The organism is Paenibacillus sp. HB172176, from assembly GCF_011947265.1.
Lineage (GTDB): Bacteria > Bacillota > Bacilli > Paenibacillales > Paenibacillaceae > Pristimantibacillus.
The window spans coordinates 375,504-390,166 of sequence record NZ_JAATHD010000002.1 but is presented as its reverse complement, the minus strand read 5'-3'; the positions used below and the strand labels follow the sequence as shown (position 1 = coordinate 390,166).

General features: G+C 52.2%; 20 protein-coding genes. 15 read left to right on the top strand and 5 right to left on the bottom strand.

The window, feature by feature from the left end; all coding sequences use genetic code 11:
- Positions 1–30 precede the first annotated feature (30 nt).
- Complete coding sequence (locus HFP08_RS04265) at positions 31–744, top strand: cytochrome c biogenesis CcdA family protein (RefSeq protein WP_168119264.1); 714 nt, start codon at positions 31–33, stop codon at positions 742–744.
- A 109-nt stretch (positions 745–853) separates the two neighbouring features.
- Complete coding sequence (gene mntR / locus HFP08_RS04260; RefSeq protein ID WP_168119263.1) at positions 854–1,276, top strand: transcriptional regulator MntR; 423 nt, start codon at positions 854–856, stop codon at positions 1,274–1,276.
- Between the two features lie 97 nt (positions 1,277–1,373).
- Here mntR and HFP08_RS04255 read toward each other — a convergent pair whose 3' ends face one another.
- Positions 1,374–1,700 carry a hypothetical protein gene (locus tag HFP08_RS04255; protein ID WP_240941066.1) on the bottom strand — a complete coding sequence of 109 codons (327 nt, stop codon included), beginning with the start codon at positions 1,698–1,700 and terminating at the stop codon, positions 1,374–1,376.
- A gap of 32 nt (positions 1,701–1,732) precedes the next feature.
- Positions 1,733–2,725 (bottom strand): DUF1385 domain-containing protein, encoded by a 993-nt coding sequence (locus HFP08_RS04250; protein ID WP_168119262.1) that lies wholly within the window; start codon positions 2,723–2,725, stop codon positions 1,733–1,735.
- 212 nt (positions 2,726–2,937) lie between these two features.
- On the opposite strand from HFP08_RS04250, the gene HFP08_RS04245 reads away from it, so the two are divergent.
- The 5 genes from HFP08_RS04245 (at position 2,938) to HFP08_RS04225 (ending at position 7,073) form a co-directional block, all read left to right on the top strand.
- Positions 2,938–3,456, top strand: coding sequence for a YqhR family membrane protein (locus HFP08_RS04245; RefSeq protein ID WP_168119261.1), 519 nt, complete (start codon positions 2,938–2,940; stop codon positions 3,454–3,456).
- A 101-nt stretch (positions 3,457–3,557) separates the two neighbouring features.
- Positions 3,558–4,004, top strand: a complete 447-nt coding sequence (gene aroQ / locus HFP08_RS04240; RefSeq protein WP_168119260.1) for a type II 3-dehydroquinate dehydratase — start codon at positions 3,558–3,560, stop codon at positions 4,002–4,004.
- An 18-nt stretch (positions 4,005–4,022) separates the two neighbouring features.
- A complete protein-coding gene (locus HFP08_RS04235) occupies positions 4,023–5,096 on the top strand; it encodes a M24 family metallopeptidase (protein WP_168119259.1) in 1,074 nt (357 codons plus the stop codon).
- A 28-nt stretch (positions 5,097–5,124) separates the two neighbouring features.
- Positions 5,125–5,682: an elongation factor P gene (gene efp / locus HFP08_RS04230; RefSeq protein ID WP_168119258.1), complete on the top strand. Its 558-nt coding sequence runs from the start codon at positions 5,125–5,127 to the stop codon at positions 5,680–5,682.
- A gap of 137 nt (positions 5,683–5,819) precedes the next feature.
- Entirely contained in the window at positions 5,820–7,073 is a 1,254-nt protein-coding gene (locus tag HFP08_RS04225) for an aspartate kinase (RefSeq protein ID WP_168119257.1), read from the top strand.
- Between the two features lie 74 nt (positions 7,074–7,147).
- On the opposite strand, the gene HFP08_RS04220 is transcribed toward HFP08_RS04225, so the two are convergent.
- The 3 genes from HFP08_RS04220 to comA all read right to left on the bottom strand — a co-directional run bounded on the left by HFP08_RS04220 (position 7,148) and on the right by comA (position 9,241).
- A complete protein-coding gene (locus HFP08_RS04220; protein WP_168119256.1) occupies positions 7,148–7,603 on the bottom strand; it encodes a DUF441 domain-containing protein in 456 nt (151 codons plus the stop codon).
- A gap of 87 nt (positions 7,604–7,690) precedes the next feature.
- A complete protein-coding gene (locus tag HFP08_RS04215; protein WP_168119255.1) occupies positions 7,691–8,395 on the bottom strand; it encodes a 2-phosphosulfolactate phosphatase in 705 nt (234 codons plus the stop codon).
- Positions 8,396–8,413: 18 nt separating this feature from the next.
- The gene (gene comA / locus HFP08_RS04210) at positions 8,414–9,241 is read right to left on the bottom strand and encodes a phosphosulfolactate synthase (RefSeq protein WP_168119254.1); all 828 of its coding nucleotides are present in this window, start codon (positions 9,239–9,241) and stop codon (positions 8,414–8,416) included.
- A gap of 146 nt (positions 9,242–9,387) precedes the next feature.
- Here comA and HFP08_RS04205 point away from each other — a divergent pair, with 146 nt between their 5' ends.
- The 8 genes from HFP08_RS04205 (at position 9,388) to spoIIIAG (ending at position 14,649) form a co-directional block, all read left to right on the top strand.
- Positions 9,388–9,654, top strand: a complete 267-nt coding sequence (locus tag HFP08_RS04205) for a YqhV family protein (RefSeq protein ID WP_168119253.1) — start codon at positions 9,388–9,390, stop codon at positions 9,652–9,654.
- Positions 9,655–9,750: 96 nt separating this feature from the next.
- A complete protein-coding gene (gene spoIIIAA / locus HFP08_RS04200) occupies positions 9,751–10,797 on the top strand; it encodes a stage III sporulation protein AA (protein WP_168119252.1) in 1,047 nt (348 codons plus the stop codon).
- Positions 10,794–11,312: a stage III sporulation protein SpoIIIAB gene (gene spoIIIAB, locus HFP08_RS04195; RefSeq protein WP_168119251.1), complete on the top strand. Its 519-nt coding sequence runs from the start codon at positions 10,794–10,796 to the stop codon at positions 11,310–11,312. Before spoIIIAA ends, spoIIIAB begins: the two co-directional genes overlap by 4 nt.
- A 15-nt stretch (positions 11,313–11,327) precedes the next feature.
- Entirely contained in the window at positions 11,328–11,531 is a 204-nt protein-coding gene (gene spoIIIAC, locus HFP08_RS04190; protein WP_168119250.1) for a stage III sporulation protein AC, read from the top strand.
- Between the two features lie 9 nt (positions 11,532–11,540).
- Positions 11,541–11,936 (top strand): stage III sporulation protein AD, encoded by a 396-nt coding sequence (spoIIIAD, locus tag HFP08_RS04185; RefSeq protein WP_168119249.1) that lies wholly within the window; start codon positions 11,541–11,543, stop codon positions 11,934–11,936.
- Between the two features lie 5 nt (positions 11,937–11,941).
- Positions 11,942–13,165, top strand: coding sequence for a stage III sporulation protein AE (gene spoIIIAE / locus HFP08_RS04180; protein ID WP_168119248.1), 1,224 nt, complete (start codon positions 11,942–11,944; stop codon positions 13,163–13,165).
- A gap of 34 nt (positions 13,166–13,199) precedes the next feature.
- Complete coding sequence (gene spoIIIAF, locus HFP08_RS04175) at positions 13,200–13,934, top strand: stage III sporulation protein AF (protein ID WP_168119247.1); 735 nt, start codon at positions 13,200–13,202, stop codon at positions 13,932–13,934.
- A gap of 85 nt (positions 13,935–14,019) precedes the next feature.
- Positions 14,020–14,649, top strand: a complete 630-nt coding sequence (gene spoIIIAG / locus HFP08_RS04170; RefSeq protein WP_168119246.1) for a stage III sporulation protein AG — start codon at positions 14,020–14,022, stop codon at positions 14,647–14,649.
- Positions 14,650–14,663 lie beyond the last annotated feature (14 nt).

The window sequence follows — 14,663 nt, the reverse complement described above, 5'->3', positions numbered from 1 at the left end:
ATAGAGAAAGAAGAGAAAGAAGGGAAAGCATTGTCCGACATTAACATCTGGCTGGCGGTAGGCGCCGGCTTTGCATCATTCGTATCCCCCTGCTGCCTTCCGTTATATCCATCCTATCTGTCCTACATAACCGGCATATCGGTGTCGGAGCTGAAAGATTCGAAGATGTCGAAGCAGAAGCGAATGCTGATGATGACCCACACCTTGTTCTTCGTATTCGGCTTCTGCACGGTGTATTATACGCTCGGCTACGGCACCAACGTTTTCAGCGAATTCTTTAATGATTATAATGAACTTATTCGACAGTTATCCGCGATTCTGATCATACTAATGGGATTGTTCTTGATTGGCGTCTTCAAGCCGCAGCTGCTTATGAAAGAGAGAAGAATGGATCTTGTTCCGAAACGGGCCGGATACTTGAGCTCTTTCATCTTCGGGATCGGCTTCTCCGCGGGCTGGACGCCTTGCACGGGGCCTGCATTATCGGCCATTCTCGGGCTTGCGGCCTCGCATCCCGGAACCTGGTTCGGTCTGACGACTGCCTACTCTCTGGGATTCGCCGTGCCGTTCTTCGTGCTCGCGTTTTTCCTCGGAACCGCCAGGTGGATTCTGAAATATTCCGCGGTAGTAATGAAGATCGGCGGAGCCGTTATGATTCTGATGGGCGTGCTCTTGTTCACGGATCAAATGACCAAGATTACGGTTTGGCTCAACATGATTACGCCGGAATGGATGAAATTCTAACCGTTCCGTCTCCTGTGGATAAGCTTGCAGGTTACATAACGGAAAGTGTATGATAATAAGATGGCGCCTTAATTACGGGGCTGGATCACAAGATAGGGGGTTCCTGAAAGTGCCGACTCCGAGCATGGAAGACTACTTGGAACGCATTTATAAACTAATCGATGAGAAGGGCTACGCAAGAGTTTCGGATATCGCCGAAGGACTTGAGGTGCATCCTTCCTCCGTAACGAAGATGATACAGAAGCTCGACAAGGACAGTTATCTCATCTATGAAAAATATCGCGGCCTTGTTCTGACGAACAAAGGGAAGAAGATGGGAAAGCGGTTAGTGGACCGCCATCAGCTTCTGGAAAATTTCCTGACGATTATTGGCGTGCAAGATGAGAATATCTATACGGATGTCGAAGGAATCGAGCATCATCTAAGTTGGGACTCCATTACATGCATTGAAACCTTGGTTGAATATTTTCGCCGGGATTCATCGAGGCAGGACGAGCTGAAAGCGATTCATGCCGAAATGGAAAGCGACTAAATAGCGGCTGCCGACAAAACAAGAGCTGCCCCGTTCAAGTCAACAATGACGTTGAACGGGGCAGCTCTTTTGCTTTATGCGGTGCGCTTATAAGCTGCTAATGATATTTCGGCAGATCGTCATCCTTGCCGCCCTCGATGACCCGGAATGGAACGGTCTTGGACTTCGGGCGATCCTTGCGGGATTTGGCTGAGGGCTTTTTCATCTGCGTTACTTTGGCGGCTCGCTGATACTGCGAGCTGTTGAAGCCTCGCAGGAAGGACGGAGGGTATTTGTACAAGAGAAAGATTCCCCCGAATATGACGATAGGGAGAAGCATGGCTAGCGGATTGTTAAACAAGTAGAAAAGAAAACCGATTATCATAAGCGAGAGTACAATGATGCCAATCACACTCATGCCTTTGGAAGATTTGAACATCTTCATCACGCCTTTCTCAAAATCAATGAATCCATCGATCAAGATACATTCGCTTGTTGATGCGGCACGGCAGCTATTTGCTTGTCAAGCTCCATCATGCGATTAAAGGAGGCAATCGAAACCTCGATTTGTTCGTTGTTCGGCTCCTTGGTGGTGAGCAGCTGCAGCCATAGCCCCGGGTAGCCGAGGAAATGCAAGAAAGGAACGTCCCTTACCGAATTCGTCAAGCGAAGTACCTCATAAGACACGCCGAGCGTAACCGGCAGAAGCAGAACGCGGATATAGATGCGCTCCCACATCGAATCCCAATGAAACATCGGCAGGGAGTAAATAATGACGCCGACAATGACGGTGAACACGATAAAGCTCGATCCGCAACGATAATGCAAGCGGGTATGCTTCTTCACGTTATCTACAGTCAGCGCTTCACCTGCCTCGTAAGTTGTAATGACCTTATGCTCTGCTCCGTGATACTGGAACAGACGTTTGATTAACGGGGTCATGGAAATGACGTATAAATAGGCGAGCAACAAAACGATTTTGATGAGTCCCTCTATTAGATTATGACCGATTTGGCTCTCGAATACGCTCTTGAACAGGATTTGTTCCAGCGCCGCCGGAGCAACAGTGAAAATCAGCTTGCCGAAGATGAACGAGATGACGCCCGCAACGGCGACGCCGACAATCATGCTTAGGCTAAAGCCGGATTTTTTCTCTTCTGCCGGCATTTCCCCGGATACCGCCGCTCCATCCTGAGCCGCTTCCTTCGTCTCGTCCTCGGCATATGCCTCCATCGAGAAATTGAGATGCTGCGAGCCTTTGGCGCTGGACTCAATAATGCCGACAACGCCTCGCACGAGCGGGATTTTCTTAAGCGCCTGCACCCATCTCTTCGAGGTGCGTGGCACTTCATAATACACGATTTCATTATTCTTGCGCCTGACCGCCGTTACATTGACATGTTTGCCTGCAAACATGACGCCTTCAATAACGGCTTGCCCGCCATATATATTCTTGGAATTCTGAGGCAAATGTAGGTCACCATCCTTAATTAAGTTTCATCTCTCCATCAAATAAGAAAGACAGTAGCATGTCTCTACTATTGTACTTGATCTAATCTCCAATTGCGAGCGATTGCGCAAGGCTTAAATGGCAAGCCATGGATAATGACGGTTATGGCGAGGCATTATTTCGCATACTAAGGACAAGCAGACAAGCAAATTCAACGAAGGGAGATTCGCGTATGGAGGATCGAAATCATAGGAGTAGCGGGCAGAGCCGGCGAGCCGAGGAAGAGCATCACACGAATCCATGGACGTTCAGCTTGAAGATCGGCTTCTTCGCAGGAGCGATATGGGGGTTGCTTCGCTGGCTTCTTTACGGCATGAATTTCACGAAAGAGCTGCCGGGATTTTTTCTGGAGCCTTTTTTCAAGCATGACTTCCTTGCCTCGATCCAAGGCTCCGTTATGGGGCTTGCGGCGTATATGGTATTCTCGATGGCGGCAGCGGCGCTTTATTATCGTATTCTAGGCAAGCTGCGCGGGCCATGGCCGGGCATTTTTTACGGGCTTGGCTGGTGGGCGGTCTTGTTCATTGCGGGAGGCCCGTTCATGGGCATGACGGTGAAGCTGACGAATGCCGGATGGAATTCCATCTTTACGGAGCTATGCATCTTTACGTTATGGGGATTGTTCATCGGCTATTCCATCGCCTTCGAATTTACGGAAGAAGCCTCGAGAGAGCCGTTTCCCGCGAAATAAACCCATTTCGACAATGCGCTTCTCAAGCGGAGGGCATTTGTGGTAAAATGTCTAGTGATCTTCGACATCTCTAGGGAGAATGCTGATTAGGAGGTGCTGACATGCTTCGAATTCTTGTATTGAATGGGCCGAACTTGAATATGCTTGGCGTCCGGGAGCCCGGCATTTACGGCGTCGACACCTTGCAATCGATCGAACAAAGGCTCGGGGAGAAAGCGGATCGCCTCGGCGTTTCAATCGATTTCTTCCAAACGAATCATGAAGGCGAAATGATCGACCGCATACATAGCGCATACGAGCAGCAGGACGGCATTATTATGAATCCAGGCGCGTGGACGCATTACAGCTATGGCATTCGCGATGCGTTAAGCACGGTGAATATACCGGTCATTGAAGTGCATTTGTCCAATATTCACAAGCGGGAGGAGTTCCGGCATCATTCCGTAATCGCCCCGATATCCCTCGGTCAAATCGTTGGACTCGGAGCAATAGGCTATGAGCTGGCGCTCGACGCACTGCACAGGAAGGCGCAATCGGATGGAAGCTAGTCTCGAGAGGAGATCACTATGACGAATAATCGGGTAACAAAGCTTGTTTCGTTAATGGAGAATGCTGGAATAGAAGCTTTGCTGATCGCTAGTCCGCATAACAGGCGCTATATAAGCGGCTTCACCGGTTCAGCGGGTTATGTTCTCATCGCGCCGCAGAAATGCTGCTTGATTACCGATTTCCGTTATCGGGTGCAGGCGGTCGAGCAGGCCGTCGGCTTTGAAGTTATTGAGCACGGCATGAAGCCTCTTGAGGAGATTCGGGACCTGCTCGTCCAGCTTGGCGTGAAGAAGCTCGGCTTCGAGCAAGAGCATGTCACGTATTCCGAATTTACGACATGGACGAATACGTTGGACGGCGTAAGCCTGAAGCCGACCTCTGGCCTTGTGGAGAAGCTGAGAATGATCAAGGATGAAGCGGAGCTTGCTGTCATGCTTGAAGCCGCTGATCTGGCAGATCGCACGTTCGAGTATATTACGGGCATTATCAAGAGCGGAATGAAGGAGACGGATGTTGCTCTCGAGATGGAGGTGTTCATGCGAAGTCATGGCGCAACGAGCTCTTCCTTCGACACAATCGTAGCATCGGGCGAACGATCGGCGTTGCCGCATGGGGTGGCCAGCGATCGAACGATCGGCATGGACGAGTTCATCAAGCTGGACTTCGGCGCCTACTACAAGGGCTATTGCTCCGATTTGACGCGAACCGTCGTCATCGGCAAGCCATCCGACAAGCACCGCGAAATCTATAGCATCGTGCTTGAGGCCCAATTGCATGCATTGGAGCATATCATGCCGGGCATGACGGGACTGGAAGCGGATGCGCTGGCCCGCGATATCATAACCAAGCATGGCTATGGCGAGCAATTCGGGCACGGAACGGGACATGGTCTCGGCATGGAGATTCATGAATCTCCAAGATTGTCCAGGCTCAGCGATACGATTTTAACCCCCGGAATGACAGTAACGGTTGAACCTGGCATATACATACCCGGCTTTGGCGGCGTGCGTATTGAAGATGATATCGTTATTACGGATTCCGGTATTAAAATATTAACCTCATCCCCGAAAGAGCTAATCTGCCTGGGGTAGGAACTATTCATTCAGGAGGGAATCAGCAATGATTTCAGTAAACGACTTTAAGACAGGCTTAACCGTGCAAGTGGACAACGACATTTTCACCGTTCTGGATTTCCAGCATGTCAAACCTGGCAAAGGAGCGGCTTTCGTTCGCTCCAAGCTGAAAAATCTTCGCAACGGCAACGTTGTCGAGAAAACCTTCCGCGCCGGTGAAACGATTGGCCGTGCCATTATCGAGAACCGCGCGGTGCAATATTTGTACAATTCCGGTTCGGAATATACGTTCATGGACAATGAAACCTACGACCAATTCAACCTGGACAAGAAACAGCTCGAGTGGGAGCTAAACTTCCTGAAGGAAAATATGACTGTTAACATTACCTCCTACCAAGGCGAAATTCTCGGCATTCAAATGCCGAACAGCGTCGAGCTTGCCGTAACGGAAACTGAGCCGGGCGTAAAAGGCAATACGGCGCAGGGAGCGACGAAATCCGCAAAGCTCGAAACCGGCCACAGCGTACAGGTTCCGCTGTTCATCAACGAAGGCGATGTTCTTCTTGTCGACACGCGCGAAGGCAAATATATTTCCCGTGCGTAGGAATTGAAATTGCGCTAAAACGGATTAGCCGCCCAAACAATTGGGCGGTTTTTTCATGATTATCGCCCAAATAAAGGGCAGTTGTGTTATAATATGATCTTGTATGTATACGTCAAGGTTTGGGGAGTGAAACCGCTTTGTCTTTAATTGTGATGAAGTTTGGTGGCAGTTCGGTAGGAACGCCGGAGAGAATGCTGCGGGTTGCAAACCGCATTATGGAAAGGCAGAAAGAGGGCAATGAAATTGTTGTCGTTGTTTCTGCAATGGGAGATACGACCGATGATCTCATCGATCAGTCGAAGGCGCTGAATCCGCATCCTCCTGCGAGGGAGATGGATATGCTGATGACCGTGGGGGAACAAATCTCGATTGCGATGCTTGCCATGACAATCGATGGAATAGGCGGCAAGGCGATGTCCTTCACGGGATGGCAGGCCGGCATGCAGACGGACAACTCGTTCGGAAAGTCGAAGATTACGAACATTGAGCCGTCAAGAATATTCAAGGCTCTGGAAGCAGGCAATGTCGCCATTGTCGCAGGCTTCCAAGGCGTGAGCGACGCAGGCGAGATTACGACGCTCGGACGCGGCGGTTCCGATACGACGGCAGTCGCGCTGGCGGCAGCTGTAGGAGCGGATGTGTGCGAAATCTATACGGATGTGGACGGAGTCTATTCGACGGATCCGCGCGTTGTGAAGAATGCGCGTAAGTTGGATGAGATATCCTATGATGAAATGCTGGAGCTGGCCAATTTGGGCGCCGCCGTGCTGCATCCGCGCGCGGTTGAATACGCCAAGCACAACAATGTACGGCTCGTTGTGCGTTCCAGCTTTACAAGAAACGAAGGAACGAGCGTGAAGGAGGAAGCGATTATGGAACAGGGAATCGTCGTAAGAGGCATTGCATTCGATAAGAATGTGGCGAGAATCAGCATCATGGGCGTTCAGGATGTGCCCGGCGTGCTGGCGAATGTATTCGGCGCGCTTGCGAATAATGGAATCGACGTGGATATTATCGTACAAAGCGGCGTGCAGGACGGGAAGGCGGATTTCTCGTTCACGGTATCGGGAACGGATAAGGATAAGGCCATCTCCGTTATTGAAGGCATTCGCGGCGCAGTACCTTATCGGGAGACGGACTCCGAGGACGGGCTAGTGAAGGTGTCTATCGTCGGCGCAGGCATGGTCAGCAATCCTGGCGTAGCAGCGAAGATGTTCGAAGCGATTTCCACGCTTGGCGTCAGCATCAAGATGGTCAGCACCTCGGAGATCAAATGTTCTTGCGTCATTGCTTCCGAGGCTCTTAACGAGGTTGTTAAATCGCTGCATACCGCATATGGACTCGATACCGAGGAGCAAGTATTCGTCGGCGGGCCGGCGGAGCGCAGATAAGCGTCAATGTTCGAGAATAGAGGATGCCGGAGAAGGGCTTATGGCCATTCCCCGGCATCCTCTTCTTTTGTCATTCAACCGCTGATTAATCGAAAAAGCTTGTACAGAATTGCCGTAATGCCCGCCGCCATTAACGGACCTACCGGTATGCCTCTCAAGAAGACGATGCCGATGATGGAGCCGAGCACAAGGCCGACGATAATCTGAGGATCAAGTCGGAGCAGATCAAGTCCCTTGCTGTTAATATAAGTGGCGGCGGCGCCGCCGAGAAGAGCCAGAATGCCGGGCCAGGATGTAAGCGCTGCGGTGAAATCCTTCATCTGAATTTTCCCTGCGGCAAAAGGCACCAGCACGCTTAAGGTTAGAAACAAAAGGCCGAGCTCCAGCCCGCGTCTCTCGATTCCCGGAAGGAATCGATCGAGATGAACGAGCTTGACTGCGAGAAGCAGGCAGGCTGCGGTTGCAATAATGGAGGATCGGCCGATAACGCCTATTATGATTAATGCGACTAATACTATATTTCCCGCCATGCGATGAACTCCCATCCGATAATGATGAAAGGTTAAGAAGAATTAACCTTATGAAAGTATATGGACGGGCTGACCAGGATATGTCTATCAGATCAGCTTGTGATCGACGAGCCTTGGCACATGGGAGCATGAATTCACTAGCGAGCAAGCGACGATGTCTTCTTGCAGCCCAAGCTTCGACAGTCGTTTGCCCGAAGCGCAGGAGATGAGCGATTGCTCTATGCATTCGGCTTTGAATCGATACATGCTGTGCATCGCTTCGCCGAAATCATTGACTTCTACGGGAATCCCGGCAAGACTTCGCAAGCAATCGATTAATAGTCCGGCGCATAGGCCGTCCTCCATGGCGAAATCATCATTCGTGCCCGCGCATACAATGACAAGATCTCGCCTAAGCTCAATCGCCAGCTTGGCGCAGGCTTCCGCGTTGAGAAGCGAGGCGGCGAGCACATGATCCGCGCGAAGCGATTTGTGAATCGCTCTAGTGCCATTGGTCGTCGTAAGAATGATTCTTCGTCCCTCTACGAGGCTCGGCTGATATTCGAGCGGCGAGTTGCCAAGATGGAACCCTGCAATTTTCTTGCAAAATCTCTCTCCTCCAAGAATATCTCCTTCTTGCTGCAAGCCTTTCGCATCCATGACGGTCTCGGCAGGAATGACACATGAAGCGCCGGCCGCCAATGCCGCCGTTATGGTGCTTGTCGCCCTTAGAACGTCAATGACAATCGCTGTTTTGTGATGGAAATTTGCAGCGCAGGCTTCATTCACAGAGGAGATGACATGAGCGTGCATAAGACGATTCCTTCCTTCTTAAATCATATAGTCGATCATTTCCTCGCGATTGCCGAAGTCGAACGTATCGGAACGAAGACCCCGTCGCATCGCTTCCAAAGCAAGCGCGTCAGCCGGAGCGACGTTGCCGAGATGCACGCTCGGTCCGAATTGATTCAGCAGCTCCGCTTGTTGGGATTTCAGCGGAGCTTCCCACATTATGCGGCCGCAGCTGCCGACCTTCTCCAGCACTTCATGCAGTACATCCTCCTTGCAGCGCCCCTGTTCATCGAATAGACCGATATCAATGCCGGATTCTCTCGCTTCAATCGTGACCAGCTCCGCTCCTGCGTCAAAATCGCATTCGGCAGTGAATGCGAGCTCATCCGGATCTATCGCCGAACCGGCAGCTTTCTTGCCATATTCCGTCATGACGTACAGACCGCGCTTCACGCCTTCGTTGATAAGAGCGGTGCGACGCTTGCGATCAAGCTCGATCGTGCCATCGGAAACCTCCAATCCGCTGAAGCCTAGCTCGCAGATCGTGTCCAGGAACGAAGATACCGCTTGCTGGGCTATGGCGGCCTCGAGCAGCGTGCCGCCGGGAAGAATAATAATGCCCTTCTCTGACGCCGCTTCCAGCTTCCCGCGAAGCAGTTCGGGCGGGTACAGCACAGCCGTGCCGAAGCCAAGCTTGATCATATCCGCATACTGCCCGGACACGTCAAGAAAATCCCGAAAGGCGCTAAGCCCCATGCCCTTGTCGATTACCATAGTCTTGCCAAGCCGGTTGTGCCGATCAGCGATTCTCCGACCGCTGGGGTCCATCAATTGCTTATGCCAGATGCTTATGTCTGCCGTTCTCATTGTACCAATCTCCTCATCTGCCTTCATGGTCGACCCGCCAAGAGCGGTCAATAATCTACTATATGCGGCAATCCGTAGGCAGGTGTCCGTCATGAATGGAAGACAAGCATGCATATATATGAAAAACGGTAGAGGAGGTTAGAGGGATGTTGAACAAAATTGTAATGAGCATGGCGTCTCTTCGCGTGCTGTCAGGCAGTATCGAGATATGCGCAGCGATATTGATGCTGCGTCTTAATTCCATAGACAAGGCGCTGGTCGTCAATTCCTCGTTGGCGTTGGTCGGGCCGCTTATCTTAATGGCCACAACGACCATCGGGTTAATCGGTTTATCGGATAAGCTGTCTCCATCCAAGTTTCTGTGGGTGGCGGTCGGCGTAATCTGTCTCATGGTCGGCATTTTGAAAAAATAAGAGAGGGCGACTCTATCAAAACATGCGCATCTGACATATTTCTATCAGACAAGCATACATTATGTAACGACTAACATTTCCGGGAGTGATGGAAGCATGCTGTCGCAAATCGCACATTTGCTGCCGCTTGAAGTGAAGCGGCTGCTGGAACAGCTTCCAGCCGAGATTAAACAGCAGTTGGAGGAAGTACGCATTCGCGAGAATAGACCGCTGGAGATCGCCTATGGCGGAAGATCGAGATTTATAAGCGGCGACGGGACGCTTCATCATGAGCCGACCGAAGCGTACAGGCCGACAGACGAGCAATGCCGCAAGCTGCTGGAACGCATTACGAATTATTCCTTGTACGCCATGGAGGAAGAGCTGCGCAGGGGCTATATTACGGTGTCCGGAGGACATCGCATCGGTCTGGCGGGAAGAACCATTCTGGACAGCGGCGAGGTTAGGGGCATTCGGGATATCGGAGGATTCAATATACGAATCGCGAGAGAAGTGCAGGGAGCGGCCTCTAAGCTGCTGCCGAAGCTGCTGGATCACGCCAGGTCGACAATCTCCTCGACATTGATTCTTGCTCCGCCGCAGCAAGGGAAAACAACCTTGATCAGAGATATTGCAAGAGCAGTCAGCTACGGCTATTGGTCGAACGGCGAAAGCATTCCCTGGAGGGGCAGGAAGGTAGGCATCGTAGACGAACGCTCCGAAATCGCGGCATGCGTCAGAGGCATACCCACCTTCGATGTCGGTCCCCGCACGGATGTTATGGACGCTTGTCCCAAGGCTGAGGGCATGATGATGCTTCTTCGCTCGATGTCGCCCGAGGTGCTGGTAGTGGATGAAATCGGCAGAGAAGAGGATGCCAAGGCCATTCGCGAAGCCTCTCATGCCGGCGTCAGTGTTGTGGCCACCGCACATGCCTATGATTTTCAAGACGCAAGAGGGAGGCCGGAGCTGCTGAGACTTATTCAGGATGGCGTATTCGCGCAAGCCGTTGAGCTTAAACGGAGCCATGCGGGCATTATGCATCGCATGATTCCCATCTCCCCGAGACAGCAGGCTGTCACTCCGCGAAGCAGAGAGCAGCCTGCCAAGCAGCTCTCGCCGGCCGTCAGCGTGACAGGCAGAGCGGGAGCTGATGAGCCGTGATCAAGCTGATCGGAGCTTTGCTCATTGTGCTGTCGGGAACGCTGATCGGCTTCCAGCAGGCCGCGCGATATGCGCTTAGGCCGAAGCAGCTCAGAGCTCTCGCCCATGCCTTGCAGCGATTGGAAACGGAAATCGGCTATGGTCACACTCCGCTTCCAACAGCGATCCTTCGAACGGCGGAAGCTTCACCCGAGCCGATCGCTTCCATGCTCAGAAACGCCGCAGAAGGATTGACGGGATCGGAAGAGCTGTCCTTCCGGGAAAGCTGGGAAGCTGCCATTCAAGGGGGTTGGAAGGAGACCGCGATGCGAAGCAATGAACAAGGCGTTTTGCTCAGGCTTGGCTCAACGCTCGGCATCAGCGACAAGGAAGATCAGATGAAGCATCTGCGTCTGGCATTGCTTCAGCTTAAAACGGAAGAGGACGGAGCCAGAGACGATCAAGGGAAATACGAGAAGATGTGGAAGAGTCTCGGTCTGCTTTCAGGCATTTTGATCGTCATATTGATGATGTAAGAGGGTGCGCTTCATATGGAAATGGATGTAAGTGCCATCTTCCAGATCGCCGGGATCGGCATCATCATTGCGATGATCCATTCCGTGCTTAAGCAGATGGGAAAGGAAGATATGGCGCATTGGGTTACTTTGATCGGTTTTGTTGTCGTGCTTTTTATGGTCGTGCATATGCTCAATGAATTGTTTCAGGAAATCAAGACGATTTTTCTGTTTCAGTAGGTGAACGCAGTGGAAATGATCCAAATTGTCGGACTCGGCTTGATGTCCACGGTGCTGATTCTGGTCATACGCGAGCAGAAGCCGATGTTTGCCTTTCTGCTTGCGGCATTTACAGGACTATTCATCTTCTTGTATGTCATAGGCAAGATCGAAGCGGTAATTACGGTCATGGATGATCTTGCGAATCGATCCGGCATTCCTTCCCTGTATCTCAAGACGGTGCTCAAAATTATCGGCATAGCCTATATCGCTGAATTCGGAGCACAGATTGTCCGGGACGCCGGACAGGAAAGCATAGCCTCCAAGATCGAATTCGCCGGCAAAGTTTTCATCCTGGTTATGGCCATTCCGATTATAAGTGTAATTGTTGAGACGGTCATCGGCATGCTGCCGTCGGGGAGCTGATGGGAATGATTGCGAGGACCGTTGTTAAGAGGAAAACGGGTGCGCTTCTGCTTATCGTCATTGCCATTCAGTTCTTGTGCTGCCTGACGACGGTCAGCGCATTCGAAGAGACGGCGGCAGCCGATGCGGATTCGCTTGTTCAGGAAATAAGCGAGGAAGGCGCAGACGGGCTGGACACGGAGAAGATCGAGGATTACTGGAATAAGCTGAGAGACGAATACGGCGGATTTTTCCCCGATCAGCGAATTCCGAGCTTTACGGAAATGCTTCTGCCGGGAGGAGGCGGCCTCAAGCTCACCGATATGCTGATGGGCATTCTCAGATACATTTGGCATGAAGTGCTGTATAACGGCAAGCTCCTCGTAACGATAGTGATGCTTACCATATTCAGCATGGTGCTGGAGACGCTGCAGAACGCCTTCGAGCGCAATGCGGTGAGCAAAATCGCCTACGCCGTCACCTTCATGGTGCTGCTCATTATCGCCGTCAACAGCTTTCATGTCGCCATCGGATATGCACGAGGCGCTATCGAGAATATGATCGCGTTCATGCTCGCGATGATACCGCTGCTGCTTACGCTGATCGCCTCGATGGGCAGCGTCGTCACCGTATCGGTGCTGCATCCGCTCATTATCGCAATGATCAATATTGTCGGCATCGCCGTCTACACCTTTGTCTTCCCGCTGCTCTTCTTCTCGGCGGTGCTGCATATTACGAGCTCGCTGACGGATCGTTTCAAGGTGACGCAGCTGGCGAATTTGCTTCGTACGATCGCCATCGGCGTGCTGGGCGTCCTGCTCACGGTCTTTCTCGGCGTAATCTCGGTGCAAGGAGCAACCAGCGCCGTAACGGACGGCGTAACGCTCAAAACAGCGAAGTATGTGACGGGCAGCTTCGTTCCGGTTGTCGGGCGAACCTTCTCGGACGCGGCGGATACGGTCATCTCCGCTTCGATGCTGGCGAAGAACGCGGTTGGCCTGGCGGGCGTTATTATTCTCTTGTTCCTAAGCGCGTTTCCGGCGCTTAAAATTTTGGCGCTCGCGCTTATCTATCAAGTATCGGCGGCCGTCATGCAGCCGCTCGGCGAATCCCCGATTGTTGTCTGCCTGCAGACGATAGGCAAGACGATGATCTATGTATTCGCCGCGCTGGCGGCCGTCAGTCTCATGTTTTTCCTGGCGGTAACGATTATTCTGACCGCAGGCAATGCGGCGATGATGGTCCGCTAAGCGGTTTCATACCTTGTTGGGAGGTGAGTTGAATGTGATCGCTTGGATTAGCGACTGGCTGAGAGACATTGTATCCGTCATTCTGCTGGCGGTGCTCGTCGAGCTGCTGCTTCCGAACAAGACGATGCAGCGATATGCGAGGCTGGTTGTCGGATTGTTCATTCTGCTAACCTTGCTCTCGCCTCTGCTTCGGCTGATGCAATCGAATATTGCGGAGAGGCTCGACGCCGGCATGGTGCTATGGGACAAACGGCTTAGTCAGAATGGAGCGACAATGCCTTCCCTTGAGGAGATTCAGCAGAAAGCGAAGGAGCTCAGGGAGCGGCAGGACGATGCGGCAGCCCGACTAATGGAAGCTTCTCTGGCGGACGCCATGGGAAATGAGATGAAGAAGCAGAATCTGAACGTGCAGTCGGTTAGGGTAACGCTAGACTGGGAAGACAGCAAAGCGCAGGCGAGAGAACCCTATATCGAAGGCGTTACTGTGATCTTGAATGCTGCGGGAGCCAAGGAATCGGACAATGGCATGAAACCGGTCGAACCTGTAATCGTAGACGGAATCCGGATCCATGTTGAATTGGAGAGTGGCAAAGGAGCAACAGGCGGCCCTGGCGGCGACGAAGCTTCACAGGGTAGCGAAGCCGAAACGGAGGAGCTGCCGCAAGGATACGCGGCTGTGGCGGATAAAGATGCAACGCGAATCCAGAGCATTCTCACGCAAGGCTGGGGCCTCAGCAAGAACAGGATTGAAATCAGGCAGCAAGCTTAGGGCAGCATGAAGGTAATGATCTCGAGCATGATGGACAGGAATGATTAAGACGCCTTTGTGGCGACGGGAAGGAGGATTGCCGCACTTGGCCAAGTGGCTGGAAAATATCGAGTCGGCCGTCGGAGGCGGCCCCGGCGGCGTGAAGAGAGTGAAGACGCTCCGTTGGCTGCTCATTATCGGGGGGCTTGGCGCCGCGCTCATGCTGCTTAATTCCTTCCTATCATTCAAGGGCGTCGAACCGCCGGAGACGGAGGCGACTCCGCCGCCGCAAGCGGAGGAAACATGGAGTCAAAGCGATTCGCCTAGAACGCCTTTCGAGGCAGTCGAGCAGACGCTTGAATCGAGGCTGAAGGATATTTTGGAGAAGATTGTCGGCGTTGGCTCCGTTGATGTGCTGGTTACTATCGATTCAACCGAGGAAACGGTATTCGCCAGGAATGAGAAGGAGTCGCAAGCGATAACGAATGAAAGCGACAAGAATGGCGGAACAAGACATCAAACCTCAATTACGAAGGACGGACAAGTGGTTTTCTATGAGGTATCCGGCGATCAGAAGCCCGTTGTCACGAAGGTCATCAATCCGAAAATTCGCGGCATTCTCATCGTGGCGATGGGAGCGGAGGACGGGATGGTCAGACGGCTGATCATGGATGCGGTGGAGAAGGGCGTGAATGTCCCCGTCAATCGGATCTCCGTCGTGCCAAGCAAGCAATAATTCCAATTTGTGAA

What these genes read in the sequence shown, in the direction of transcription:
- HFP08_RS04255 (WP_240941066.1), bottom strand. Translation starts at nt 1,700, where the DNA reads ATGAAGATGTTCAAATCTTCCAAAGGCATGAGTGTGATTGGCATCATT.
- HFP08_RS04245 (WP_168119261.1), top strand. Translation starts at nt 2,938, where the DNA reads ATGGAGGATCGAAATCATAGGAGTAGCGGGCAGAGCCGGCGAGCCGAG.
- aroQ (WP_168119260.1), top strand. Translation starts at nt 3,558, where the DNA reads ATGCTTCGAATTCTTGTATTGAATGGGCCGAACTTGAATATGCTTGGC.
- HFP08_RS04235 (WP_168119259.1), top strand. Translation starts at nt 4,023, where the DNA reads ATGACGAATAATCGGGTAACAAAGCTTGTTTCGTTAATGGAGAATGCT.
- efp (WP_168119258.1), top strand. Translation starts at nt 5,125, where the DNA reads ATGATTTCAGTAAACGACTTTAAGACAGGCTTAACCGTGCAAGTGGAC.
- HFP08_RS04220 (WP_168119256.1), bottom strand. Translation starts at nt 7,603, where the DNA reads ATGGCGGGAAATATAGTATTAGTCGCATTAATCATAATAGGCGTTATC.
- HFP08_RS04215 (WP_168119255.1), bottom strand. Translation starts at nt 8,395, where the DNA reads ATGCACGCTCATGTCATCTCCTCTGTGAATGAAGCCTGCGCTGCAAAT.
- comA (WP_168119254.1), bottom strand. Translation starts at nt 9,241, where the DNA reads ATGAGAACGGCAGACATAAGCATCTGGCATAAGCAATTGATGGACCCC.
- HFP08_RS04205 (WP_168119253.1), top strand. Translation starts at nt 9,388, where the DNA reads ATGTTGAACAAAATTGTAATGAGCATGGCGTCTCTTCGCGTGCTGTCA.
- spoIIIAA (WP_168119252.1), top strand. Translation starts at nt 9,751, where the DNA reads ATGCTGTCGCAAATCGCACATTTGCTGCCGCTTGAAGTGAAGCGGCTG.
- spoIIIAC (WP_168119250.1), top strand. Translation starts at nt 11,328, where the DNA reads ATGGAAATGGATGTAAGTGCCATCTTCCAGATCGCCGGGATCGGCATC.
- spoIIIAE (WP_168119248.1), top strand. Translation starts at nt 11,942, where the DNA reads ATGATTGCGAGGACCGTTGTTAAGAGGAAAACGGGTGCGCTTCTGCTT.